The 24,293-nt window shown below is 71.0% G+C and carries 17 protein-coding genes and 2 pseudogenes; 8 read left to right on the top strand and 11 right to left on the bottom strand.

What is annotated here, in order from left to right; translation table 11 throughout:
* The first annotated feature begins 203 nt into the window (after positions 1-203).
* From ACWCQ1_RS36535 to ACWCQ1_RS36525, 3 genes and pseudogenes are all read left to right on the top strand, one after another.
* Positions 204-1,169, top strand: a complete 966-nt coding sequence (locus ACWCQ1_RS36535; RefSeq protein WP_358601723.1) for an alpha/beta hydrolase — start codon at positions 204-206, stop codon at positions 1,167-1,169.
* 4 nt (positions 1,170-1,173) lie between these two features.
* Positions 1,174-1,359 (top strand): annotated as a pseudogene (locus ACWCQ1_RS36530) (VOC family protein); the annotation flags it as partial.
* A gap of 360 nt (positions 1,360-1,719) precedes the next feature.
* Entirely contained in the window at positions 1,720-3,909 is a 2,190-nt protein-coding gene (locus ACWCQ1_RS36525) for an MMPL family transporter (protein ID WP_358601726.1), read from the top strand.
* Positions 3,910-3,963: 54 nt separating this feature from the next.
* Here ACWCQ1_RS36525 and ACWCQ1_RS36520 read toward each other — a convergent pair whose 3' ends face one another.
* From ACWCQ1_RS36520 to ACWCQ1_RS36500, 5 genes are all read right to left on the bottom strand, one after another.
* Positions 3,964-5,517 carry an MGH1-like glycoside hydrolase domain-containing protein gene (locus ACWCQ1_RS36520; protein ID WP_451028318.1) on the bottom strand — a complete coding sequence of 518 codons (1,554 nt, stop codon included), beginning with the start codon at positions 5,515-5,517 and terminating at the stop codon, positions 3,964-3,966.
* Positions 5,518-5,596: 79 nt separating this feature from the next.
* The gene (locus tag ACWCQ1_RS36515; RefSeq protein ID WP_358601732.1) at positions 5,597-6,373 is read right to left on the bottom strand and encodes an NPP1 family protein; all 777 of its coding nucleotides are present in this window, start codon (positions 6,371-6,373) and stop codon (positions 5,597-5,599) included.
* Positions 6,374-6,818: 445 nt separating this feature from the next.
* Positions 6,819-7,799 carry a non-homologous end-joining DNA ligase gene (ligD, locus tag ACWCQ1_RS36510; protein ID WP_358601735.1) on the bottom strand — a complete coding sequence of 327 codons (981 nt, stop codon included), beginning with the start codon at positions 7,797-7,799 and terminating at the stop codon, positions 6,819-6,821.
* A 161-nt stretch (positions 7,800-7,960) separates the two neighbouring features.
* Positions 7,961-8,863 carry an SDR family oxidoreductase gene (locus ACWCQ1_RS36505; protein ID WP_451028317.1) on the bottom strand — a complete coding sequence of 301 codons (903 nt, stop codon included), beginning with the start codon at positions 8,861-8,863 and terminating at the stop codon, positions 7,961-7,963.
* A 30-nt stretch (positions 8,864-8,893) separates the two neighbouring features.
* Entirely contained in the window at positions 8,894-9,649 is a 756-nt protein-coding gene (locus tag ACWCQ1_RS36500; protein WP_358601741.1) for an SDR family oxidoreductase, read from the bottom strand.
* Positions 9,650-9,763: 114 nt separating this feature from the next.
* Between ACWCQ1_RS36500 and ACWCQ1_RS36495 the strand changes: the two genes are divergently transcribed.
* Positions 9,764-10,465 carry a TetR/AcrR family transcriptional regulator gene (locus ACWCQ1_RS36495; RefSeq protein WP_358601744.1) on the top strand — a complete coding sequence of 234 codons (702 nt, stop codon included), beginning with the start codon at positions 9,764-9,766 and terminating at the stop codon, positions 10,463-10,465.
* Between the two features lie 646 nt (positions 10,466-11,111).
* Here the strand turns inward: ACWCQ1_RS36495 and ACWCQ1_RS36490 are convergent.
* Both ACWCQ1_RS36490 and ACWCQ1_RS36485 read right to left on the bottom strand, forming a co-directional pair.
* Positions 11,112-11,795 (bottom strand): response regulator, encoded by a 684-nt coding sequence (locus ACWCQ1_RS36490; protein WP_133043916.1) that lies wholly within the window; start codon positions 11,793-11,795, stop codon positions 11,112-11,114.
* A 42-nt stretch (positions 11,796-11,837) separates the two neighbouring features.
* Positions 11,838-13,031 (bottom strand): sensor histidine kinase, encoded by a 1,194-nt coding sequence (locus ACWCQ1_RS36485; RefSeq protein WP_358601747.1) that lies wholly within the window; start codon positions 13,029-13,031, stop codon positions 11,838-11,840.
* Between the two features lie 361 nt (positions 13,032-13,392).
* Here ACWCQ1_RS36485 and ACWCQ1_RS36480 point away from each other — a divergent pair, with 361 nt between their 5' ends.
* Complete coding sequence (locus tag ACWCQ1_RS36480; protein ID WP_208783444.1) at positions 13,393-13,575, top strand: hypothetical protein; 183 nt, start codon at positions 13,393-13,395, stop codon at positions 13,573-13,575.
* A gap of 34 nt (positions 13,576-13,609) precedes the next feature.
* Here ACWCQ1_RS36480 and ACWCQ1_RS36475 read toward each other — a convergent pair whose 3' ends face one another.
* Complete coding sequence (locus ACWCQ1_RS36475; RefSeq protein WP_451028316.1) at positions 13,610-15,088, bottom strand: MFS transporter; 1,479 nt, start codon at positions 15,086-15,088, stop codon at positions 13,610-13,612.
* A gap of 123 nt (positions 15,089-15,211) precedes the next feature.
* Between ACWCQ1_RS36475 and ACWCQ1_RS36470 the strand changes: the two are divergent.
* Positions 15,212-16,431, top strand: a pseudogene (locus ACWCQ1_RS36470) (cytochrome P450).
* A gap of 2 nt (positions 16,432-16,433) precedes the next feature.
* The gene (locus tag ACWCQ1_RS36465; protein ID WP_451028315.1) at positions 16,434-17,084 is read left to right on the top strand and encodes a TetR/AcrR family transcriptional regulator; all 651 of its coding nucleotides are present in this window, start codon (positions 16,434-16,436) and stop codon (positions 17,082-17,084) included.
* 7 nt (positions 17,085-17,091) lie between these two features.
* On the opposite strand, the gene ACWCQ1_RS36460 is transcribed toward ACWCQ1_RS36465, so the two are convergent.
* The 3 genes from ACWCQ1_RS36460 to ACWCQ1_RS36450 all read right to left on the bottom strand — a co-directional run bounded on the left by ACWCQ1_RS36460 (position 17,092) and on the right by ACWCQ1_RS36450 (position 22,755).
* Positions 17,092-18,018: an SGNH/GDSL hydrolase family protein gene (locus ACWCQ1_RS36460; protein ID WP_451028314.1), complete on the bottom strand. Its 927-nt coding sequence runs from the start codon at positions 18,016-18,018 to the stop codon at positions 17,092-17,094.
* Positions 18,019-18,516: 498 nt separating this feature from the next.
* Positions 18,517-21,135 (bottom strand): LamG-like jellyroll fold domain-containing protein, encoded by a 2,619-nt coding sequence (locus ACWCQ1_RS36455; protein ID WP_451028313.1) that lies wholly within the window; start codon positions 21,133-21,135, stop codon positions 18,517-18,519.
* 123 nt (positions 21,136-21,258) lie between these two features.
* Positions 21,259-22,755: an arabinofuranosidase catalytic domain-containing protein gene (locus ACWCQ1_RS36450; protein WP_451028312.1), complete on the bottom strand. Its 1,497-nt coding sequence runs from the start codon at positions 22,753-22,755 to the stop codon at positions 21,259-21,261.
* 479 nt (positions 22,756-23,234) lie between these two features.
* Here ACWCQ1_RS36450 and ACWCQ1_RS36445 point away from each other — a divergent pair, with 479 nt between their 5' ends.
* On the top strand, positions 23,235-24,266 hold the full coding sequence (locus ACWCQ1_RS36445; RefSeq protein ID WP_451028311.1) for a LacI family DNA-binding transcriptional regulator: 1,032 nt from the start codon (positions 23,235-23,237) through the stop codon (positions 24,264-24,266).
* Positions 24,267-24,293 lie beyond the last annotated feature (27 nt).

Below are 24,293 nucleotides of genomic sequence, written 5' to 3'. Positions count from 1 at the left end.
AACGGCGGAGCCCCCGCCGCTCGCCGACGCCCTCCCGACCGAGCCGACCGCTTCGGCCGCTTGACTCGTCGGCCTGCTCGCAACGATCGGGGGCAGTCGTCGACGTGGCCCTGGACGCTGTCGCCACCATGACGACATCACCCGGGCCGCGTCGGAAGCCCGCGATCACCGCGGCACCGTACCCGCCATGAGGAGGACCTCCGATGGTCATGCGCCGCCCGCCCTTCGACCGCGAACTCGCCCCTGAGCTCGAGGCGATCCGTGCCTGGCTGCCACCCACGGTGACGCCAGACATGATCGAGGCCGGACGGCGCACGGACGGGCCGTTCCCGCCGCCGACCAACGAGGAGCTGGCCTGCGGCGGGCGCTTCGAGGTCGAGGAGCGGACGGTCCCCGGTCCGCCGGGCGCGCCGGAGGTGCCACTGCTGATCTGCCGGCCCACCACCGCGACCGAACCACGCCCGATCGTCTACAACATCCATGGCGGCGGGATGGTGGCGGGCTCCCACCGGCTGGGCATACCGCTCGACTGGGCGGAGGAACTCGACCTGGTCGTGGTGTCCGTGGAGTACCGGCTCGCCCCCGAACACCCGCACCCGGCCCCGGTGGAGGACTGCTATGCGGGGTTGCTGTGGACGGCCGAGCACGCCAAGGAGATCGGCGGCGACCCGGACCGCGTCATCCTGGCGGGCGGCAGTGCCGGAGGAGGGCTCACGGCGGCCGTGGCGCTGCTCGCCCGCGACCGCAACGGACCGCAGGCGATCGGGCAAGTACTGATGTGCCCGATGCTCGACGACCGCAACGACACCCCCTCGGCCCACCAGATGGCAGGTGTGGGTGTGTGGGACCGGACGTCCAACGAGACGGGGTGGGGTGCGCTGCTGGGCGAGGCGCGGGGCACCGCCGACGTCTCCCCGTACGCGGCGCCCGCCCGCGCGGACGACCTGTCCGGGCTGCCGCCGGCCTTCATCGACGTCGGCTCGGCCGAGACCTTCCGAGACGAGGACGTCGCCTACGCCAGCCGCATCTGGCAGGCGGGCGGCATCGCCGAACTGCATGTATGGCCGGGCGGATTCCACGGTTTCGACGGCATGGTCCCGCAGGCCGCGCTCTCCCGGGACGCGAAAGCGGCACGACTGCGGTGGCTGCGCCGACTGCTGGGCGAGTGACACCCTGGTCTGGCGCGTGGCTCGCTTCTGATGCGAGGTGTTGGGGAACGTCGTGCCGCCGCCCGAAGGTTTCGCCTCGTGGGACGACTTCGACCGTTCCCTGCCGCCCGAGCGCCAGGGAACCGCGTTCACCTGCACCGCCCCCACCGGTGTCGGCCCGCGACTGTTCTTCCAGCGCGTCCCCGAGGGCAACGAGTTCTGCCTCGACCAGGCACTGATGCGGACCACCGCGAGAGGTCCCGGGTCACCGTGGTGACCTCATGTCCGCGCGCGTCGGCCTCGGCCACGACACGGGAACCGGCCTTTCCGGCGGCTCCGAACACCACCCGTGTCGCCCTCCACACGGGCACGAGCCCGGGCGCCTTCCGCCGCACTCACAACGCGGCCGAATCCCACGAGAGATCTTTCTCCAAGGTCACTACGATGTGACCGAAGACAACCGAGCGACCGGTGCACTGGGGGGAGTGCCCTGCGTGCCGGTCGGGGTCGCCGATGCCAGGGTCCGCTCCCCGGGCTGCGGTGATCTTCCTGCCCCAGGAGGACCTTCCGCATGTTCCGACGTATTGGCACCGCGGTCGTCCGACATCCCGTCTGGACGATCGTGGCATGGCTGATCGCGGCGGTGGCCATCGTCGCCACCGCTCCCAGTCTGCCCTCGAACAGCGACGAGAGCAGTTTCCTGCCCAAGAGTTACGAGTCCATCAAGGCCGCGGACCTGCAGCAGAAGGCGTTCCCCAGCGCCTTCACCCCGTCCGCGATCGCGCTCTACCAGCGCACCGACGGCGGAAAGCTGACCGCCGAAGACAAGAAGGACGTCGCCCGGATCACCACCGAGCTGGGCAACAAGCACATCGACCAGGTGCAGAAGGTCGTCCCCGGCCAGCCGTCCAAGGACGGCAGGTATGACCTGACCCTGGTCCAGATGGACAGCAAGAACGCCGGCCAGCCCAAACAGGCCGACGCCGCCAAGGTGTTGCGCGACGACGTCAAACAGCTGGCGAAAGGCACCAACCTGGAGGTGAAGCTCGGCGGGTCGGCCGCACAGGCCCTCGACCAGCAGGACTCCTCCAAACGCGGTGAGGCGCTGATCGGCATCGGCACCTTTGTGATCATCCTGGTCACGCTGCTGATCATCTTCCGTGCGCCGATCCTCGCCATCCTGCCGCTGATCACCATCGGCCTGGTGTCGGCGATCGCCAACGGTCTGATCGCCTATGCCACCAAGCTGTTCGGTCTGCAGGCCAACAGCTCGATCTCGTCGATCCTGATCGTGGTGCTGTTCGGCGTGGGCACCGACTACTTCCTGTTCCTGATGTTCCGTTACCGAGAACGCCTGCGCGCCGGTGACGAACCCAAGCAGGCCATGGTCAACGCGGTCGGCCGGGTCGGTGAGGCCATCGCCTCCGCCGCCGGCGCGGTCATCATCGCCTTCCTCGCGCTGGCGCTGTCCACGCTGGGCTTCCTCAAGCAGATGGGTCCGGCCCTGGCCATCGCAGTCACCGTCACGCTGATCGCCGGCCTGACCCTGATCCCGGCCGTGGTCTCGCTGATCGGGCCGAAGGTGTTCTGGCCCTCCAAGTCCTGGCGACGGGAGCCGGACAACGCCCGGTTCGCGGCCCTGGGCCGGGGTGTGCAGCGCCGTCCGGCGCTGACCGCCGCCCTCTCGGGTCTGATCCTGCTCGCCCTGTCGTCCGGCATCCTCGGCTTCCACGCCACCTTCGACCTGGCCTCGGGCTCCATGCCCAAGACCAAGGAGTCGATGGTCGTCCAGGACCAGATGCAGAAGGCGTACTCGGCGGGTGCCGCCGCGCCGACGGACGTCTACCTGTCCAGCACCGACGGCAAGCCGCTGGACAAGTCCGGGTTCACCGCCTACGCGCAGAAGCTCGGCGCGGTGGACGGTGTCGCCTCCGCGCGGATGAACCAGTTGAACAAGGACGGCACGACCGCCGACTTCACGGTCACCCTCAAGTACGAGGCGTCCACGGACAAGGCGATCGACGCCGTGAGCAAGGTCCGCGACGTCGCCCACGCCAACGCTCCGGACGGCACCAAGGCACTGGTCGGTGGCATGTCCTCGATCTACAAGGACATCGACACGGCGGTCAACCACGACTACCGGACCGTCTTCCCCGTCGCCGCCATTCTGATCATGGTCATCCTGGGGCTGCTGCTGCGCAGCGTCGTCGCGCCCTGGTATCTGATCGCCTCGGTGGGTCTGGGCTTCGGTGCCACCCTCGGTGCCACCGTGTGGATCTTCCAGGAGGCGCAGGGCAAGTCCGGCCTGATGTTCATGCTCCCGGTGATCATGTATCTGTTCGTGGTCGCGATCGGCACCGACTACAACATCCTCATGATCGCCCGGCTCAGGGAGGAGGCCCGCGAGGGCCGCGAACCCCGGGAGGCGGCCGGTATGGCACTGCGGCACGCCGGGCCGACGGTGGCCGCGGCCGGGTTCATCCTGGCGGCGACCTTCGCCACGATGATGCTGGCCGGCAACTCCCTGCTGACGGAGATGGGTTTCGCGGTCTCCTTCGGCATCGCGGTCGCCGCCTTCGTGATGGCGATGTTCTTCACGCCCAGCCTCACCGCTCTGATCGGCCACGCGGCCTGGTGGCCGGGGCACGCCGACCGGGCGCAGGAGGGCGCCGCCCCGGACACCGGATCCGTCGATGCCGCACCGGAGTCCGACGCCAGGGGAGACACCGTCACCCACGACCCGGCCGGACGCCGCAGTTAGCGGTCCGCCGGCGGCACAACAGGTCTGCCGGGCCACCCGGCCCGGCAGACCCCGTCACACCCCTAGGACCAGCTCCACGGTGTGGTGTCCCGTCCCCTCGGCGGGTACGACGGCTTCGGCCGGCCGCCCGTCCACCGAGCACTCCAACACCCGGCCGCCGCCCCCGCTCAGCGTGATGTCGAGCGTCATGCCCCGGTAGCGCAGTCCGCGCAGACTCACCGCGCCCCACTCCGGAGGCAGACACGGTCGCAGTCGCAGGGCGTCCTCGGCGAAGTCCAGACCGAACAGGCCGTCGTGGATGAGGCGCAGGTACGCCGTGACGGACCACGTCTGGTCGGGCTGCGACACGAAGTGCTCGGCCCGCCCGCTGCCGCCCTCCTGCCAGCCGCCGTCGACGGCACCACTGACCGAGTCGTACAGCTCGTAGAATCCGTCGCTCGACGTGACCAGCGTGGCGAGCTGCTCGACGGCCCGTGCGAACAGGTCGCCGCGGCCCGCGCTCGCGGCCGCGTTGCCGAACAAACCGTGCACCATCGGCCACACCATGGCGTTGTGCCGTCCCGGCCTGGCGTCGTCGAAGCGCGGAAAGTGCGGCCAGACGTTGACGACGCCGTGCGGCTGCCAGTGGGTGTGCTCGAGGATCTGCTGCGCCCGCTGCTCATCGGCCACCCCGCACAGCAGCGCGAGGGCGAGACCAGCCCCCTCTTGGGAGACGTCGACCGTGCCGTCGTCTTTGCGGAGGTAGGCGTATGTCCCGGCGTCCGCACGCCACAGATGCCGGTCGACCGCCTGACGCAGGCGTCGCGCGTCCGCCCGCAGGGACGTGGCCCGAGCCGGCTCGCCGAGGCTGTCGGCCATGTCCGCGAGCGCCGACTGGGCGCCGAAGTAGAGGCAGTTCGTCGACAGGCACATCAGTCGCTCGGTGCCGGGATGGTCCAGTACGAAGGACGAGCGCACCCAGGCCGAGGCGGGCGGGCTGGGATAACCGGAGATGCCGTCGTTCATGAAACCGGGCCCGCGGAAGAGCCCGTGGGAGGTGTCGAAGTCGAGGGCCGTGCGCACGGCGAGGGTGCGGGCGGCGGTCCGGTACGCGCGGGCCAGGAAGACACGGTCGCCGGTGACCCGGTAGTGGTGCCGGGCGGCCAGGATCCACACCACCTGGTCCCACCACTGGTCGTCCTGCTGCACGACGAGCCCGTCCGGGCCGCGGTCGACCACCGACCACAGCGTGTTGCGGCCGACGTCCGGCGCGAGCAGGCTCACCGCGTTCCACGCGTTGACGGCGGCGTCCCGGGTCCACCGCTGCGGCGCGGGATACCCGCCGCCGGCCCGTACGACCGTGCCGGGCGGATAGGTCAGCAGCCCCGCCTTGTCGTACGCCGCCGGGTCGGCGGCGATCGTGTGGGTGTCGGCGAGGGCCGACAGGGCCCTGGCGTACACACTGCCGAGCCTGCGCTGGGTGGAGCGGTCGCTGAAGGTGAGGGAGGGCATGGTGTAGCCGTTCCCCTCGGCCGTGGCCCGCGCACTCGCCGTGCCGAGGGCCGCCACCGCGGCCAGAAAGCTCCGCCGCGTCAGCCGCCCTCGGTCGACCCGTCTTCCCACCGGCATGCTCCGCCCTTCCCGAGCTCCCGGAGCCAGGATGACTCCGGGAGCTGTGGAACGAGTGAACCGGTCGGCGGTCGCGGGATCAGGCGCTCGGGTCGAACGCGATTCCGGACGGCTTGGCCGAGGTCAGGTGCGCGGTGAAGTTGGCGTCCTTCAGGCCGAAGTTGGCGCTGCCGAAGTCGTACGCGCTCAGCTTGTCACGCAGGCCCGCCGGGTAGCCGTTCCAGCCCACCAGCGGCGGGTACTGCCAGGTGTGCTTGTCGTTCTCCGGCGGCTCGTCGTTCGTGTTGGCGAGGCGGAAGTCGTGGGTGCCGATGCCGTCCTTGTGATAGACGATCTTGGCGTGGCTGCCGTCGAAACGGACCTCGGACGCCGCGTGCACCGTGAACGAACCGTGGTTCGACGTCGACACGTACTTGATCTGGCCGTCCTGCACCCAGACCACGACGTGCTCCCAGTCGTTGCGGTGCCCGCCGATGCTGCTGTTCGCGAGGGCCTGGTCCTTCTCGAAGTACAGGCCGTACATATAGGCGCACCAGCCGTTGTTGCACTTGTAACGCGAGTAGCTGTTGGTGTTGTCCAGGTCGGAGGCGTCGTGGCACTCCCCGCTGAGCGAACCTGTGGGCTTGAGTCCGCCGTTGATGGTGCCGTCCGGGCCGATGGCCGGCGTCGGGTAGCAGCCGTCCGTGTCGTAGTCGAAGGCCGGCTGGTAGGTGAACTCGGCGGTCTCGGCGTTGGCGGGCAGCGCCTTGGGCGGTGCGGCGAAGGCGGCGGTGGGCACGGCGAGAACGAGCGCGGCCGAACCCGCCAGCCCGGTCAGCCATCTCCTGCGGTGTGCCTTCAGCTTCGGTGACGACACTGCGTCCTCCTCCTCGTCGGGGGGCAGCCCAACGGCCGTGGGGGGCAAGGGAGTTCAGCATCCCGGGTTTTCACTTCCGGGCCAAGACGTCCCAGGCGTACCGGTGGTGAAGCGCAGCCCAATAGATGATCGGGGAGGGGAGGGGCGGGGAGGAGCGGTGAGGGGTGGTCAGGGGCGTGCGGGTGAGGCAGGGGGCGGTCGGAAGCGTCCGGGGGAGGAGCAGAGGGGTAGTCAGAGGCGATCGAGGCGGTGGAGGCGGTCAGGGGTGGTCAGGGGGCGACCTGCGATGGCGGGCGGGCAGAGGGTTGTAGTGCGGTGGTGGGCGGTCTGGGGTGCCGGCGTGCGGTGATGGGCGGTGTGGGTGTCGAAGGGCGGTGGCGGGCGGTCAGGGGCGGCGGCGTGCAGTGGCGGGCGGTCAGGGTCGGCGGTGTGCGGTGACGGGTGGTCAGGTGAGGTCGTCCGGCAGGTCGGCCGCCGAATCCTCCGGCGCGAGGTCGGGCCGCAGCCGCAGCCAGGACGGCTGGCGCAGCATGCCCGCCCGGGTACGGGTGCTGAACCGGACCTCCCCCACCAGCCGCGGTACCACCCAGTGCGCGCCCGCCACGTGCGGCACCGGATCGAACGGGCACACGTCGGTCTCCGCGGCCCGCAACAGCTCGGCCAGCCGCACCCGCTCGGCCTCGCTCCAGCCGGTCCCCACGCCGCCCACATAACGCAGCCGCCCCGCCGCCCGCTGTCCGACGAGGACGGCACCTGGCAGCCCCTGCAACCGTCCCTTGCCCGGCAGCCACCCGCCCACCAGCACGTCCTCGCTGCGCATGTTGCGGATCTTGATCCAGGCCCGCGATCGCACCCCGGCCTCGTACACCGAGTCCAGCCGTTTGCAGACCAGACCTTCCAGTCCGTGCTCGACGGTGGCCCGCAGGGCCTCCTCGCCGTGGCCGACGAGCGCGGCGGGCGTGGACCAGTGGGCCCCGCCGAGTCCGAGCTCCTCCAGCAGCCCGCGCCGCCGGGTGTAGGGGAGCCCGGTGAGGTCCTGCCCGGCCAGGTGCATCACGTCGAACAGGACGAGATGGACGGGCACCTTCGTCGCCTGCCGTGCCGCCTTGCCGGGCGCGTGCGCCAGGCCCATCCGGGACTGCAGCAACTGGAAGTCGGCACGCCCCCGTTCGTCCAGCGCCAGCACCTCCCCGTCCAGTACGGCTGCCGTCCTCCCCAGCGCCGCGCCGAGTGGCCGGAGCTCGGGATAGGCGGCGGTGATGTCCTCCCCGGACCGGGCGCGCAGCAGCACACTCCCGTCCCCTTCGAGATAGGCGACCACGCGCTGGCCGTCCTGCTTGGTCTCGTAGGCCCAGCGGGCGTCCTGGGCGACCGGCGGCAGCTTGCCCGGCGTGGCGAGCATGGGCGGGATCAGGGGGAGCGTCACGGGGTCACTTGTCGACACCTCGGCACCCCGTCACGCGCCCATCCGACCGGTTTCGCCTGAACGGCGCTGCGTTCCGCCGACGACCTGACGGGCCCCTGTGCCTGGCAGATGCCACTCCCCTCACCCCCGCCCACCCCCTCGCTCTCCCGCAACGGCGCGACCTAGAGACTGCTCGCAGGCGTCAGCAAGTCCTCCAGGCCCACTCGGCGGAAGAACTCCACCCGGATGCGGTCGGCCACCGCCGAGACGACCTCGCTGCCGTCCCGGCTGGGGTCGACATGGACGCGGAACGGCCGCTCGCCGGACGGGAGTTCCACCACGCGCACGACCGCGTCGGCCACCTCGGAGACATCGGCGCCCGGTGGTATCAGCCCGGCCAGCCGCTCGTTGACGTCGTCCATCAGCGCCTTGTAGCGGGCGTCGTAGGCGGCGGCCCGCTCCGCGTCGGCGGGCGTGCCGGCGTGGGCGAAGTGGTTGGTGCCGGCGGTGAAGGCACCCGGAACGACGATCGAGGTGTCGATCCCGAACCGGATGACCTCGGCCGCGTAGCTCACCGCGAGGGCGTCCATCGCCGCCTTGGCCGCGAAGTAGGGGGCCAGGAAGGGCGGGCAGCCGCCGCGGGTGCTGGAGGAGCCGATCCACACGAGGTGGCCCTGGCCCTGTCGGCGCAGCTGTGGCAGTGCCGCGCGGTTGACGCGCTGGGTGCCCAGGACGTTGGTGTCGTAGACGTCCGCCAGTTGCTCCGGGGTGAAGGCCTCGGCGGGGCCCAGCACCATGTGCCCGGCGTTGTGCACCACGACATCCAGCCGCCCCTGCTCGGCGACGATCCGCTCGACTGCTGCGTCCGCGCTGGCCTGCGCGGTCACGTCGAGTTCCACGGCGCGCAGATCGACGCCGTGCTCGTCGGCGTGTGCGGCCAGATTCGAAGCGGCTGGCGCGTTACGGGTGGTGAGGGCGCGCATGCCCGCGTAGACGGTGTGGCCGCGCGCGGCGAGTGCGCGGACGCTGAGGGCGCCGAAACCGCTGGAGGCGCCGGTGACGAGGATGACCTTGCTGTCGTTCATGGCGTTCCGTTCCTTTGTCAGAGCCGGCCGTCAGATGATTCCGCCGTTGGCCCGCAGTACCTGGCCGTTGACCCAGTGGCCCTCTGGACCGACCAGGAAGGACACGACGTTGGCGATGTCCTCGGGCGTGCCCAGGCGCTCCAGCGGCGGCTGCGCGGCGAGGCGGGCGATGGTCTCCTCGTCCTTGCCGTCGAGGAAGAGCTCGGTCGCGGTGGGGCCGGGGGCGACGGCGTTGACGGTGATGTCACGCCCCCGCATCTCGCGGGCGAGGATCAGCGTCAGCGCCTCGACCGCGCCCTTGCTGGCGGCGTAGGCGCCGTAGCCGGGGAAGGCCAGTCCGACCACCGAGGTGGAGAAGTTGACCAGCGCTCCGCCCGGGCGCAGCCGGCGCGCCGCCTGCTGGTCGACGACGAACGTGCCGCGGATGTTGGTGCGGTACAGGGCGTCGAGCTCGGCGAGGTCGAGGTCGGCGACGGGGGAGAGCGGCATGCGGCCGGCGGCGTGCACGACCGCGTCGACGCCGCCGTAGGTGGTCTCCGCGAGGTCGAACAGGGCGGCGATCTCGTGCTCGTCGGCGACGTCCGCACGGGCTGCCTGTGCGGTGCCGCCGGCGGTTTCTATGGCACGGACGGCCTCGTCAGCCGCCTCCTTGTTGCCCGCGTATCCGACGACGACTGCGTACCCGTCCGCGGCGAGGCGCTCGGCGACCTGTCGTCCGATGCCGCGCGAACCGCCGGTCACGATCGCGACGCGCCGGTGCGCGGAGGTGGGGGTGTGAGTGGTCATGACTGCATCCTTTGTTAGCGCTGCTACGGATTGTTCGTATCGACGATAACACAGTTTCGTAGCGTTGATACCCCCTGCTTCGTATCGCCGATACGAATGGCGTACGGTAGACCCATGGATGCGAGGGAAAAGATCCTGGAAGCGGCCGCGGACCTGCTGGCCAAGGCCTCGGTCGCCGATGTCTCCACGCGGGCGGTCTGCGAGGCGGCCGGGGTGGGTGCGCCGATGCTCTACCGGCTCTTCGGCGACAAGGCGGGGCTGCTGGCGGCCGTCGTCGACCGGGGTTTCGAGGCGTACCTCGCCTCCAAGCGGGCGGCCAGGCCGAGCGACGACCCGGTGGCCGACGTCAGGAGCGGCTGGGACAACCACATGCGCTTCGCGCTGGAGCACCCCAATCACTACCGCCTGATGTACTCACCCGAGCTGACGGTTCCGCCAGCCGCGGCGCAGGAGGCGCACGCCCTGCTGCACGGGATCCTGGAGCGCTGCGCGGCCGCCGGCCGGCTCACCGTGCCGCCCGCGCTCGCCACGCAGATGATCATGTCGGCCAATGTCGGCGCGGCCCTGTCGATGCTGACCCGGCCAGAGCAGTACGCGGACCCGCAGTTCTCCGAGCGGCTGCGTGACGCCGTTCTCGACTCGGTGACGCGTCCGGCCGCCACGGACGAGCCCGCCGAGCGGGACGATCAGGACAGGGCGGTTCCGGTCGCCGCCGCCACACTCGCCGCCCGCCTGCGTGCCGAACAGTCGACGGTCTTCACCGCGGCCGAGTCGGCCCTGCTGGAGCAGTGGCTGGACAAGCTGTCAGCAGGCTGAGCGGCTGGCGCAGCGCCAGCCGCGCGGGGCGTTTCGTGCGCGGCGGCTGACCCAGCGCGACTGGGTGGGCCGACGCGCCGCCGCCGTTTGGGGTCCTCTGGTCGGGCCGGCATGGGCCAACCCAACCACCAGGCCTCGTAGAAGCCGCTCTCACCTGCCTGCGGGCCGACGGTCGCCGGATCCGCCACCGCGCTCGCCAGCGCCACGCCCGCTCCGGTCGCGGTGGGGCACCGTCCCGACCGCCAGCCCCTCGGCCGGGCTACCACCCCCCTGCGCGCCAGACCCACACCACCCCCGATCGGCACCCGCCCCACCGGACCTACCGCTGCCCGCCCTGCGGACTCTGAGCCCTCCAATCGACGGCCGCCCCGCAGGGACCACGGTCAGCCATCGGTTAGCCACCCTGCGGAGGCCGCACACGACCCCGATCGGCGCCTGCCCCGCCGGAACCACAGCCAGCCACCCTGCGGAGCCCGCACCATCCGATCGGCAGCCCCCACCGGCCTTCCGATCGGCATCCCCCCACCGGACCTACCGCTGCCCGCCCTGCGGAGCCCGCCCCCACCCAATCGGCAGCCCCCACCGGGCCTACCGCTGCCCGTCCTGAGTGGCCCGCACCCCCGATAGGCACCAGCCCCCCGGGGCCCTACCGCTCCCCGCCCTGCGGGGCCCGCACCAGGCCCGACTGGTAGGCCATGACGACCAGCTGGGCGCGGTCGCGGGCGCCCAGTTTGGTCATCGCCCGGTGCACGTGCGTGCGTACGGTCAGCGGGCTGACGTACAGCTTCTCGGCGATCTCCTCGTTGGAGTGACCCTCGGCCACCCACGCCATGACCTCCCGTTCACGGGCGGTCAGGCCGCTCAGGTCGTCGGAGCCGGGAAGCCGGTGGCCGCGGGCCGGGGTGGTCAGGAAACGAGTGATCAGCGCGCGCGTGGCGAGCGGCGAGAGCAGGGAGTCGCCGCGGGCCACGGTCCGGATGCCGTCCAGGAGCGCGTCGGCGGTCACGTCCTTGCCGAGGAAGCCGCTCGCGCCGGCCCGCAGTGCCTGGGCGACGTACTCGTCGATCTCGAAGGTGGTCAGGATCAGCACGCGCGTGTCCGACAGGTCGGGGTCGGCGCAGATCGCGGACGTGGCGGCGAGCCCGTCGGTGCCGGGCATGCGGATGTCCATCAGCACGAGAGAGGGGCGGTGTTCGCGCGTGAGCGCCACCGCCTCACGGCCGTCGGCGGCCTCGGCGACCACCTCCATGTCGTCGCAGGAGTCGATCAAAATGCGGAAGGTGGCCCGCAGCAGGGCCTGGTCGTCGGCGAGCAGCACGCGGATGGTCATCGGGTCCGTTTCTGTCCTCTGTCGTCTCATCGTGATACCGCCTCATGGCGTTGCCGGGTACAGAGGCAGTCGGGTGGTGACCTCGAAGCCGCCCTCCAGGCGGTGCCCGGCCTGCAGGGCGCCGCCCACGGAGTGGGCGCGCTCGCGCATGCCGATCAGCCCGAAACCGCTGCCCGGCGCGGGCGCGGATGCGGCCGAGGCGGTGGCGGTGCCGTCGTCGGTGACGGTGATGGTCATGTGGTCGTCGCCGTAGCGCAGCCGGACGTACGCGGCCCGGGCGGCGGCATGCTTGGTGACGTTGGTCAGCGCCTCCTGCACGATGCGGTATGCGGTGAGGTCCACGCCGGGCGTGAGCGGCCGGGGTACGCCTTCCGTGCTCACCTGGACGGTCAGGCCGGTGGACTGCAACGCGTCCGTCAGTTCGCCGAGTTGGCCCAGTCCCGGCGTCGGGGCGAGAGGAGCGTCGGGGTCGTCCTTCTGGCGCAGCAGGCCGACGGTGGCCTTCATCTCGCGCAGTGCCGACGACGTCGTACCGGCGAGGTCGGTGAGTATCCTCTGCACCTGTTCGGGATGGGTGCGCGCCAGATGGGCCGCCGTACCCGCCTGGGCGTTGGCCAGGGCCAGATGGTGGGCGACGACGTCGTGCAGTTCACGGGCGATGCGCATGCGCTCCTCGGCCACCCGGTGCCGTGCCTCCTCCTCGCGGCTGCGTTCGGCGTACTCGGCGCGCGCCTGCACGGCCTGCAGATACGCGCCCTTCATCCGGACGGTGCTGCCGGTGGCGACCGGAAGGAGCAGCCAGGCGGCAGGGCCCAGGGTCTTCAGGGGCCAGGGGTTGTCGTTGGGGTCGACGGCGAAGGCGGGAACGACCACGACCACGAGCGTGGCGAGGAAGAAGGTCCGGGTGGTGCGGCGATCGGTGCTGACGGCCAGCCGGAACAGCGCCAGCATGACCGGGCCCAGCATCAGCGGTGTGAGCAGATGACCCAGGGCGCCCGCTCCGGCGGCCCCCAGCGCGGTGACCGCGACGACGGTGCGGGAGTGGCGGCGGTGCCAGAACAGGGCCCCGCAGGAGACGGCCGCCAGCGCGAGGGTGGGCATGACGCGGTCGGAGTGGTGGGTGCCGGGCACCTGGATCTCGCTGCCGAAGAGGAACGCGGCGAACAGCAGCGCCGCCGCCATGGTGTCGACGACGCGGACGTGCTCGTCGTCGTAGCGCTGCCAGGGGATGCTCATCGGTTCTCTCCGGTCGTGGTCCTCACGTCATGGTGGGCGATGCCCGCCGGAAACGACGGGAGACCCTCTGGGGGAGGGGGAGGTCAACAGCCCGGGCACTCGGATACCTCAGGCTCCCTGAGCGGGCTCGCCGCGTCGTCGTGCGGCTGCCGACAATGGCCGCTACTGAGAACGCAGTACGAGGTCGGCCGCTCTCCTCCCTGGGCAGGAAGGCGGGATCGGCGTCGCGATGGTGCAGCGGGCTACACCCCGGGTCCGGGAGTGCGCTCCATCGCGGGGAGTGGACCGCGGACGGCAGTGTTGACGGCGTTCCCACCGTCACCGTTCTGGTCCGACCATCACCGTCCTGGAAGGAAAACCGATGAACTCCCCGCTGGTCTCGCGGCCCGTGCTCTGGTTTCTGTTCGTGTTCAACCTGGCGGTCGCCGTGGTGGCCCCTTTCGTGGTCGACGGCACCCAGGGCGTCTTGACCTGCGTCGGCCTGGGCGCCGTCGCGCTCGGCGCAGGTGTGAGCCTGCTGCGAACGAGGAGAAGACCGGTCTGAGGGACGTCGGTGGGCGGCCCTCAGGCGGCTGGGGTCAGCTGACCGAGGACGCGTCGGCCGACGGTTCGGCGGCCGGCACCGGCGCGGTCGCCGTGACGGGGCGTCGGCGCGGGATGAACGACGCGACGGCGAAGGCGAGCAGGGCGGCACCCGCGCCGAGGGCCATGACGGACTTGAAGCCGTTCTCCGAGGGCAGCGCGTAACCGCCCAGGCTGATCGTCATCTGGGACAGGACGACGCCGGCGATGGCGCTGGCGCAGGACGTACCGATCGACCGCATCAGCGTGTTGAGACTGTTGGCGGCGGCGGTCTCGGAGGGGTCCACCGCGCCCATGATCAGGGCGGGCATGGCGCCGTACGTGAAGCCGATGCCGGCGCCGATCACGCAGGACACCAGCACCAGGTGCCAGACCTGTGACATCGCCACGATGTTCAGTCCGTACCCGGCGGCCACGATGAGGGCGCCGATCATCAAGGTCACCTTGGGTCCCTTGGCCTTGGAGACGGCGGCCGAGACCGGAGCGAAGGCCATCATCACCAGACCGGACGGCGCCATCACCAGACCGGCGGTCAGCAGCGACTTGCCGAGGCCGAAGCCGGTCTGGGTGGGCAGCTGCAGCAACTGGGGCAGGACCAGGGACATCGCGAACATCGAGAAGCCGATCGCGATGGAGGCGAGGTTGGTCACCAGCACCTGACGGCGGGCGGTGGTGCGCAGGTCCACCAGCGGCTCGGTGGTGCGCAGTTCGAAGAAGCCCCAGGCGAGCAGCACCACGACGGACGCCGCGAACAGGCCGAGGGTCGTGCCACTGGTCCAGCCCCAGTCGGCGCCCTTGGAGATGGCGAGCAGCAGGGAGACCAGCCCCGCGGCCATGCCGAGGCCGCCGACGACGTCGAAGCGGCCGCCCGACCGCACCTTGGACTCGGGCACGAACAGCAGAACCAGGACCAGGGCCACCGCGCCCATGCCGGCCGAGCTCCAGAACAGCACGTGCCAGTCGAAGTGGTCCGCGATCAGGGCCGCCGTCGGCAGGCCCAGCGCGCCGCCGACTCCGAGTGAGGCGCTCATCAGCGCCGTGGCACCCGCCAGCCGCTCGGGCGGCAGCTCGTCCCGCATGATGCTGATGCCCAGCGGCACGACGGCCGAGGCCAGACCCTGCACCGCCCGGCCGACGATCATCGGTACGAGCGAGTCGCTGAGGGCGCACAGGATGGACCCGGTCACCAGCAGCACCCCGCTGACCAGCAGCATCCGCCGCTTGCCGAACATGTCGCCGAGCCGGCCCACCACCGGAGTCGCCACCGCGGCGGCCAGCAGCGTGGCGGTCACGGCCCAGGCGGTGTCCGACGCGGGCGCGTCCAGCAGTTTGGGCAGCTCCGGGACGATCGGGATGACCAGCGTCTGCATCAGTGAGACGACGATGCCGGCGAAGGCCAGCACCGCGACCACGGCGCCCGCCGGGGGAGCGGCCGGATCGGCCGCGTTCGCGGGTCTGGGAAGGGCGTCGGACATGAAATAGCCTCCAGGCACAACGGGACAGGCGAACAGCTTGCCAGTTTTAAGGCAGGCGCCTGACTTACTGTAAGGGCTCGGTCTGCCTGATCGCGCCGGGACCGCCGGATCTCAGGAGGGCGTATGCACCCGCGTGAGGACGATCTGCTCCCGAGGTATCCCTTCCACGGCGATACGGCACTGGAGGCCCCCGGCGAGTGGGCCGCGCTGGTGCAACGGTGCCCCCTCGCGCGCGTACGCCTGCCCAGCGAGGACGAGGCGACGCTGCTCACCCGCCACGAGGACGTCCGCCGGCTGCTGTCCGACAGCCGGTTCGGCAATGTGCTGCGCGCGGACGGCGCCGCGCGCCTGGCCGACGAGGAGGCGGGCGGCGTCTTCGGCAGCGACATGGCGATGGCCATCCCGGCGCACGGCAGCGAGCACGCGCGGTGGCGGCGGACCGTGGGCCGGTGGTTCACCGCCGAGCGCATGGCCGCGCAGCAGCCCGGCATCGAGGGCCATGGCCGAGAAGCTCGTCGACGACATGGTGTCCCACGGTCATCCGGCGGACCTGCGGGCGCACCTGGCCTTCCCGCTGCCCGTGTGGGTGATCTGCGATCTCCTCGGTGTCCCCGCCGCCGACCAGGACAGGTTCGCGTACTGGTCCGACGTCATGCTCAACCTCACCCGCTGCGCAGGACGAGATCGAGCAGGCGCAGGACGACTTCGTCGACTACATGGCCGCGCACGTGTACGCCAAGCGCACCGCCCCCAGCGTCTTCCTGCTCAGCGATCTGGCGACCGAGTGGGACGCCGACGAACCGCCCCTGTCCGAACGGGAACTGGTCTTCACCGGCCAGGCCCTGCTGATCGCCGGGCACGAGACCACCGCCAACGTCATCGGCAAGATGGTGGCCCTGCTGCTCGCCGACCGCCGCCGCTGGGAGCGCCTGCTCGCCGACCGCTCCCTGGTGCCGCTCGCGGTCGAGGAGGCGCTGCGCTTCGACGCCGAGCCCGGCATCGGCGTACCCCGCTACCTCGTCCGGCCGGCCGAGGTGGCCGGCGCCTTACTGCCGTCCGGGACGACGGTGCTGTGCAACACCGCCGCCGCCAACCGGGACGAGACCGTCTTCGAGGCGCCCGGCGAGATGCGGCTCGACCGCAGCCCCAACCCCCCTCTGGCGTTCGGTGCCGGCCCGCACGCCTGCCTCGGTCAGGAACTCGCCCGTACCGAGCTGCGGACCGTCCTCCATGTGCTGTTGCGTAGGCTTCCGTCGCTGGAACTCGCCGCACCGACGGCGGACCTGCGACGGCTCGAGGGGCTGGCCGTCGGAGGGCTGAGCGAAGTCCCGGTGCGGTGGTGAGCATGGCGAGCAGGACGGCACGGGCGGAACAGGTCAGCGCGACCCGTGAGCTGATCCTGACCGCGGCGGAGCGGCTGTTCGCCGAGCGGGGTGTGAACGCGGTCTCCAACCGTCAGGTCAGCGAGGCCGCCGGCCAGGGCAACAACACGGCCGTGGGCTACCACTTCGGCACCAAGGCCGACCTGGTCCGCGCGATCGTCCGCAAGCACGCCACCCGCATCGAGGAGATCCGCGCCCGGCTGCTGGCCGGCATCGGCGACTCCACGGACGTACGCGACTGGGTGGACTGCCTGGTGCGGCCCGTCCCCGAGCACCTCGGCGCGCTGGGCGGACCGACCTGGTACGCACGGTTCTGCGCGCAGGTCGTCACCGACCCCGCGCTGCACGAGATCCTCGTCGAGGAGTCCCTCGTCTCCCCGACCCTGCGCCAGATCATCGACGGTCTGACCCGCTGCCTGCCCGACCTGCCCCCCGAAGTAAGGGCCGAGCGCGCCGAGATGGCCCGCCATCTCATCGTGCACATGCCTGCCGAGCGGGAGCGCGCGATCGCCGAGAACCGGGCCACGCCCCGCGCCAACTGGGACGATGCCGCCAGCGGCCTCGCCGACGCACTCGTCGGCCTGTGGCTGGCCCCGATCTCGTCCCGTCCCTGACGCCCGTTCACCCCGTGACGCCGAAGGCCGACAGTGTCGCCTCGGCCATGCCCCGCTCCCCGCGCTCGTTGGGGTGGACGGCGGCGGCCGGGGCGAGCGGGACGAGCGGCTCGATCCAGCGGGTGTCACGGGCCGAGCAGGCGTCGTGTCCCACGGAGGGGGTGTACGTGTCGACATAGCCCGCCCCCGCCGCTTCGGAGCGCGCCCGCAGCATCGCGTTCAACTGCTGCTCGTTGGCATGCAGATAGCCGACGTCTCCGGGCGCCAGCCCCATCGCCCGCCCGCAGTTCGATCCTTCGGCCGGCAGGATCGCCGGATATCCGACGACGTACACCCGGGCCCGCGGTGCCCGGCGCCGGATCTCGCTCAGTGCGCCGGTGAGCCGCTCGCCCGCCGCGTGGATCTTCTCCTCCGTCTCGTCGGTGCCGCCGGCTCCATGGCGTTCGCGGCAGGGGGCGCCGTTCGAGGCCCGGGTGCCGCCGAGCGCGTAGTAGACGACTCCGCGCTCCACGCACTGCTTGATCATCGAACTGAATCCGATGTCGTTGCCGCCGATGCCGAGGGTCACCAGACGTGTGCGGCTGGAAAGGGCGTCCAGCTGCGCCGGGTTGGTCCCGTTGTCGGTGCTCTGGGCCAGGGAGAGGTCGTCGATGGTGGCGCCGCTGCAGCTGACGTCGCGGAAGTCGGTCGCGTCGAGGCCGAGTCGGCGGGCCACCAGGGAGGGGTAGTTGCGGTCCGAGCGGTCGCAGCCGGCCGGGCTGCCGTGCTGGTTTGGGATTCCGGGGCCCGCGGTGTAGGAGTCGCCCAGGGCGACGTAGGGCCCCTTGGGCGGGGCCTGGCCGGGGCTGTCGCCGTGGTGGGTGACGCCGAGCGTGAGGCCCAGCGCCCCGAAGGCGAGCAGCCCGGCCAGCAGGGCCCGTACGGAGGTCTTCATCGGTGTCCTGTCCTTCGTCTCTCTCGCGTCCGGTGAGGCGCGTCCGGACGTGGCCGGAGCGTCGCTCGGCCGGGGGAGGGGCGGCTGGACAACCGAGCAGTGGGCAGGGGCGGAACCCTGGACCCGGCACCGGACGGGGAGTCCGGCGCCGGGCCCGGCACCGTGCCGGCACCGAGTTCGGGGGCGGTGCACGGCACGCGGGGTCGCCTCCGCTTAGGCGGCCCCGGTCGGACGACGGGACGAGGGTCCCGTCCGACAAGGGGTTGCTTGCGTCAGGCAAGCATAGATAGATTACTTGAGTCAAGCAATAGACGTTTTCCTTGAGTCGGGCGCACAGAACAACAGGGTCGCCGACATGCTGCACGGCCGTCTGCGCGGGCACGGCCAAGTCGCCGTCGTGGACGGCGACTTGGCCGAGCCGCGGTTTTCGCCGCGTACCCCACCGGCGACTGGGTGAGCGGCGCGCCCGCTGCGACAGGTGGTGGGACACTCCCTCCGTCAGGTCAGCGTGAGCTCCAGGACCGTGACGGACAACGGCGGCAACGTACTGGTGAAGGCCGCTGCCGCGCCGGTGACCGTGCTCGTGGTGGGCACGAGGGCATGGGGGTCGGCCAGGGTGTTCGTGGTGGTGCGTGACGCTCCGCTCAGCACGGTGGCCGTCGCGGTCTTCTTCACCCCCTTGGCCAGCCCCTTCAGCTCGACGGGCACGCTCGCCTTCTGCGTGCCGGAGTTGACGATCGCGAGGTAGAGCCGCTTCCCGGCGCGGGTGGCGACCGTGGCGACGGCAGGCAGCGCACGCGCGGTGGCCGGCAGGACGGTGTCGCCGAGCCGGCTCGTGAGCATGTGCTGCGCCCAGTAGCTGGGTGAGGCGTAGCTGGTCAGGTTGTCGTAGGCGATCAGGTTGGTCGCCCAGACGTTGTTGTTGACGTTGGAGAAGAGGGGCGCGTAGCACTCCATCAGGACCTGGTCGGAGTTGCGGATCAGTCCGGCCAGCCAGGCGGCGTCGCCGAGCGCCGCGTTGAGGTCGGGTGTGGGGCGGCCTTCCTGGGCGGCCCACTCGCCGACGAACACCTTCGCCGACCCGCGGTCCCGGTTGTCGTACTTGTGCGTGGAGGCCTGGGCGGCGGACGGCGCGAGGTAGTAGTGCTCGTCGATCAGGTCCGGGGTGCGGCTCGTCACCGTCGTCGAGGCGATCAGCTTCAGACGGGGGTACTTGGCCTTGATCGCGTCGTAGAAGGCGGCGAAGCGCTCGTCGTAGGACCCCGAGGAGTCGAACCAGTCCTCGTTGCCGATCTCCACGAACTCCAGCGGGAACGGCTTCGGGTGACCGTCGGCGGCCCGCTTCGCGCCCCAGGTGCTGGTGACGGGACCGGTGACGTACTCGATCTCGTCGAGAGCGTCCTGGATGTACGGCTTGAGGGCGTCGCCGGTGACGTGTTCACCCCGGAGCGCGTAGCCGGCGAAAACGGCGAGCACGGGCTGGGCCCGCATGTCCTCGACCCACTCCAGGTACTCGAGGAGTCCCAGGCCGTCGGTGGACCAGTAGCCCCAGGCGTCGTCCATGTGGCCGGGGCGCTCCCAGACCGGGCCGATGGTGTTCTTCCAGTTGAACCGCGTCGCGATGGTGTTGCCCTCGAGGAAGTTGCCGCCGGGGAAGCGCAGGAACTTCGGCTTGAGAGCGACCAGTTTCTCCATCAGGTCGACGCGCAGACCGTTCGGGCGGTTGTTGTAGGTGGGCGGGAAGAGGGAGACGTGCTGCAGCCAGAGTGTCTCGCCCGCTGCGGACGCGTCGTCGGTGGTCACGGTCAGCCGCGCGTCACCGACCACGGGAACGCCCGAAGGGGTGCGCAGGGTCAACTCGAAGGGCCGGTCCCGGAACGCGGTGCCCACGTGGGGAAGGCGCGCGGAGGCGTACACGGTCGAGCCGTCCGCGGATTCGATGGCCACCCTGAGCGGGCCGAGGCGTCGGGTCGCCTTGGCGAACAGCCGGGCGGTGTAGGTGGTCCGGGGCCGCACGGGTATGCCCCAGAAGCCGTCGTTGGCCACGCCGGCCCGGTTGCCGGCTCCGGTGGTGGCCGGCAGGACGACCTTGAGGGACCGCGTGAGGACCTCGTTGAGCGGCGTGGAGGCGTCCAGCGCGAGAGTCGTCCCGCCCACCGCGGACCAGTGCACGGGGGAGGTGTCGCTGGCCATCATCGAGCGGTTCTGCACGAGTTCGGCGTAGATGCCGCCCTCGCCGGAGTGGTTGATGTCCTCGAACATCAGGCCGGGCAGGATGGGGGAGACGGCGTGCGCCGGGCTGGCGACGTCCACGCTCAGCAGCGGTGTCGTGCTCTCCACCGGCACCCCCGCCAGCGTGGCGACCTGGTCGGAGGTGAGGGCGGCCGGGAACAGCCATACGTCGTCGATGAGACCGTGCCACTGGTCGACGTGGCCGCCGCTGTAGAGCGCCCGGCCGACGGCGGTGTCGCCGGTGCCGGCCCAGCCGGAGGTGTAGTCGGCCTGGCCCTCCAGCACGCCGTTGACGTAGAGGCGGGTGACGCCGGCCGAGGGGTCGCTGACGCCGACGAGGTGGGTCCAGGTGCCGGTGGCGGGAGCCGAGGCGGCGGCCGCCACGGCGGCACCCTGATCGGCGTCGGAGTCGAGCCGGGCGAAGGCGAAGGTGCCGGTGTCGTCGCGCAGCCCCAGGTAGAAGGCGCTGACGACCTTGCCGTCGATGCTGACGGCGGTCTGGTAGCCGCCCAGCTGGCCGAGGTTGACCCAGGCGGCCACCGTGAACGCCTTGGAGGTGTCGAGGACGGGCCCGGACGCGGTGGCGTTGCCGCCCGCCGTGAGGTTCAGGCTGTGGGCGCCGACCTTGCCGGTGTCCCAGCCGGCCGCGCCCTGGAGGGTCACGGTGTGAGCGTTGCCGGACGCGTCGGCGGCGGAGGTGCCGGAACCCTCGTCGAAGGTCCAGTGCGCGGCCGCGGCGGGCAGGTCCGTGATGGCTGCGTCCGCTGCCGGGGCGTCACGCTCGGCGGCCTGGACGGGAACGGCGGCGGCGAAGGTGCCGGCCAGGGAGGCGGCGCCGAGGGCGGTCAGAACGGTTCTGCGGGGCAGTCCGGCTTCCGAAGGCATGTGGGGTTCCTTTGTGAGACGAGTCGGCCGGGAGAACTGTGCGGAGGACGGAGATGATCAGGCGGGGGACACGGCCCGTCGGGCGGGGAGGACCGACGGGCCGTCGGTGAGCGGTCGTTGAGGTCAGGGCGCGATGTCCCACTGCTGGCAGACGTTGTCCAGCTGCGCCCACTGGCGCACGGACGTGCCGTTGGCGGTGCCGCAGTTCGCCACGTCGAGGGTCATGCCGCTGTTGACGTTGCTGATCGTGTAGTGGCTTCCGGCCGGGGTGATGTCCCACTGCTGGCAGGTGTTGCCCAGTGACGCCCACAGCTGCGCCGCGGTGCCGTTGCTGATGCCGCAGTTCTTGTCGTCCAGCACCGTGCCGCTGTTGACGTTGGTGATGGTGTAGTGGCCGTTGCCGGCGCTCGCGAACTTCCACTGCTGGCAGGTGTTGCCGAGGGAGGACCACAGGTCGACGGCGGTGCCGTTGGCGGTGCCGCAGTTGACGGCGTCCAGTACTTTGCCGCTGTTGGGGTTGGTCAGCCGGTAGGCGGTGCCGGTGACCGGGAAGGTCTGGGCGGCCTGGGTGTAGCCGACCGAGACGATGTTGGCCTGCACCGCGTTGTCGGCCGCGTCGGTCGGGTAGCCGGAGGTCATGACGCCTTCGAAGAACGAGCCGTCGGACCAGTTGCTGTCGTCACCGCCGGTGCCGAGGACGATGGCGCCCTCCTTGTGCATCGGCATGTAGCCGGTGGTGGTCGGCAGGCTGCCGTTGTAGTCGGTCTTCAGGGTGCCGGACTGGGCGTTGCCGTCCTTGATGGCGTACGTGGTGGTGCCGTTGTTCTTCTCCAGCGCCGTGACGAACGTGCTGGAGTTGCCCGTGTTGTTGCTGTTGGTTCCGTTTCCGCCGGCGAACAGGCCGTTCTCCAGGTCCGCCATGACCCAGGGGCCGGAGCCGGAGCAGGGCGTGAACCAGCACTCCGTGCCGAAGTTGACGGCGTCCATGTGGCCGTTGCCGGTGTCCTTGCCGTTGGTCTCGGCGTTGCCGTAGTCGAAGCAGCAGTTGCCGTCGACGTGGTGGCCGCTGGTGACCATGTAGGTGCCCTCCGGCTGGCTGCCGGTGGCGATCCCGGTGGTGCTGTTGTCGCGGTAGCCGACGCCGGCCTGCACGGAGACGCCGTACACCTTGTGGCCGCCCGCCGTGACGGGCAGGGCGTTCGCGATGGCGCCGACGTCCTGCCCGCCGTTGCCGCCCGGGCCCTCGACGGTGAGGTTGTTGCCCTCGCCGCTCTGGTCGAAGATCTCGGTGATGACGCACTCCGTGCCGGAGCAGAAGGAGTCCTGGGCCGCCGCGTTGGCGTAGCCGCCGGCGGTGAGCGTCCCGATGTTCGTGGTGGTGTTGTCGGACAGACGCTTGACCTGGTAGAGCGCGCCGCTGTACGAGGCGGACAGCGCCCGCGTGGTGCTGTGCGCGGCGACACAGGGCGTGCCCGCGGCGGCGTAGATGTCACAGGGGAGGGACGAGGCGGCCTGGGCCGTGCCCGCGGTGCCGATGGCCGCGGCCAGGATGCCGGCGAGGAGGGCGAGGACCGCGCCCACCACCCTGAACCGGAGACCTCTCAGGTGTCTGACTGTCACTGTGAACCTCTTCCGTCGTGCGTGCCGCCCCGCGGCGCGCGCAGGGGCAGGGGGGAGATCCGCTGTCTGCGGACGAGCGGATTGTGAGCGTTAACAAGCGAGCACGTCAGACGCCGTTACTCATCCGGAAGCGTCGGGGGAGCGGGGGTGCGGCTGCGGCGGGTCACGTGCGGCTCTGTACTCGGGCGGATGGGGTGATCGCCCGGTCTCGCGACTCCGTCTTTCTACGCTGGGATGAATAGCCGGTCAACTCTCTTGAACAGTCAAGAGAGTGGAAACAAAAGCTTTGAACTCTGCTTCCTCTGCCTGGCATTGGTGGCTCGTCGGCGGATCGCGCCGGGGGAAAACCGCAGGTCGTGAGGGATTCCCCGCCCATGGCAACGCTGTCGGAGCATTCGACGACAGGTCCTTCCCATGCCTTGACCCCTCCGGATTGTGTGCGTTAACAATTCCCACGACAGCCAGTGAGGAGGTGGAGCATGGACACGGAACGCGCACCGGTGATGGCGGACGTGGCCCGGCTCGCGGGCGTGTCGCACCAGACCGTCTCGCGGGTCCTCCACGACCACCCGAACGTACGGCCCGCCACCCGCGACCGGGTCCTGGCCGCGGTCCGCGAGCTCGGCTACCGCCCCAACGCCGCCGCCCGCACCCTGGCGACCCGCCGCACCCGCACCCTGGGTGTGATCAGCTTCAACACCACGCTGTACGGCCCCGCCTGCATGCTCTACGGCATCGAGCAGGCGGCCCGACAACACGAGTACTTCGTCACCGTGGCCGCCGTCGGCACACTCGACCGGCGGTCCGTACTGGACGCCGTGGACCGGCTGCGTGACCAGGGCGTCGAAGGAATCATCGTGATCGCGCCGCAGACCTCCGCGATCGCCGCACTGGCGAACGTCCCCTCGGACGTGCCCCTGGTCGCGGTGGGCTGCGGGACCCACGCCGCGCTGGCCTCGGTGGCGGTGGACAACGAGGCCGGTGCCGAACTCGCCACCAACTACCTGCTGGACCTCGGCCATCGCACGGTGCACCACCTGGTCGGACCGCGTTCCTGGCTCGACGCGCAGGAACGCGAGGCCGGTTGGCGCGGCACCCTGGAAAAGCGGGGCGCCGCGGTGCCCGAGCCGCTCGCTGGTGTCGACTGGACGGCCCGCACCGGATACGAGCTCGGCCGGCGCGTCGCCGCCGACCCCGATGTCACGGCGGTGTTCTGCGCCAACGACCACATGGCGCTCGGCCTGCTGCGGGCCCTGCAGCAGGCAGGGCTGCGGGTGCCCGAGGACATCAGCGTGGTGGGTTTCGACGACATGCCGGAGACCGAGTACTTCGGCCCGTCGCTGACCAGCGTCCGCCAGGACTTCGACGAACTCGGCCGGCGCGCCCTGCGGTTACTGATCGAGATCGTCGGAGACCCCGACGCGGGGCTGCAGGTGGCCGACGAGACGCACCACATCGTCATCCCGCCCACCCTCGTGGTGCGCACCTCGGCGACCCGCCCCCGACCCTGAACGAGGGAGTCCGTATGGACTGCTGCC

The organism is Streptomyces sp. NPDC002144 (assembly GCF_053593695.1).
Note: the sequence above shows the minus strand (reverse complement) of the source record. Positions and strands in the feature narration are given on the sequence as shown.

What these genes read in the sequence shown, in the direction of transcription:
- ACWCQ1_RS36480 (WP_208783444.1), top strand. Translation starts at nt 13,393, where the DNA reads ATGAACTCCCCGCTGGTCTCGCGGCCCGTGCTCTGGTTTCTGTTCGTG.
- ACWCQ1_RS36520 (WP_451028318.1), bottom strand. Translation starts at nt 5,517, where the DNA reads ATGCCGGTGGGAAGACGGGTCGACCGAGGGCGGCTGACGCGGCGGAGC.
- ACWCQ1_RS36525 (WP_358601726.1), top strand. Translation starts at nt 1,720, where the DNA reads ATGTTCCGACGTATTGGCACCGCGGTCGTCCGACATCCCGTCTGGACG.
- ACWCQ1_RS36535 (WP_358601723.1), top strand. Translation starts at nt 204, where the DNA reads ATGGTCATGCGCCGCCCGCCCTTCGACCGCGAACTCGCCCCTGAGCTC.
- ACWCQ1_RS36505 (WP_451028317.1), bottom strand. Translation starts at nt 8,863, where the DNA reads ATGAACGACAGCAAGGTCATCCTCGTCACCGGCGCCTCCAGCGGTTTC.
- ACWCQ1_RS36445 (WP_451028311.1), top strand. Translation starts at nt 23,235, where the DNA reads ATGGACACGGAACGCGCACCGGTGATGGCGGACGTGGCCCGGCTCGCG.
- ACWCQ1_RS36485 (WP_358601747.1), bottom strand. Translation starts at nt 13,031, where the DNA reads ATGAGCATCCCCTGGCAGCGCTACGACGACGAGCACGTCCGCGTCGTC.
- ACWCQ1_RS36460 (WP_451028314.1), bottom strand. Translation starts at nt 18,018, where the DNA reads ATGAAGACCTCCGTACGGGCCCTGCTGGCCGGGCTGCTCGCCTTCGGG.
- ACWCQ1_RS36495 (WP_358601744.1), top strand. Translation starts at nt 9,764, where the DNA reads ATGGATGCGAGGGAAAAGATCCTGGAAGCGGCCGCGGACCTGCTGGCC.
- ACWCQ1_RS36475 (WP_451028316.1), bottom strand. Translation starts at nt 15,088, where the DNA reads ATGTCCGACGCCCTTCCCAGACCCGCGAACGCGGCCGATCCGGCCGCT.
- ACWCQ1_RS36500 (WP_358601741.1), bottom strand. Translation starts at nt 9,649, where the DNA reads ATGACCACTCACACCCCCACCTCCGCGCACCGGCGCGTCGCGATCGTG.
- ACWCQ1_RS36490 (WP_133043916.1), bottom strand. Translation starts at nt 11,795, where the DNA reads ATGACCATCCGCGTGCTGCTCGCCGACGACCAGGCCCTGCTGCGGGCC.
- ACWCQ1_RS36455 (WP_451028313.1), bottom strand. Translation starts at nt 21,135, where the DNA reads ATGCCTTCGGAAGCCGGACTGCCCCGCAGAACCGTTCTGACCGCCCTC.
- ACWCQ1_RS36465 (WP_451028315.1), top strand. Translation starts at nt 16,434, where the DNA reads ATGGCGAGCAGGACGGCACGGGCGGAACAGGTCAGCGCGACCCGTGAG.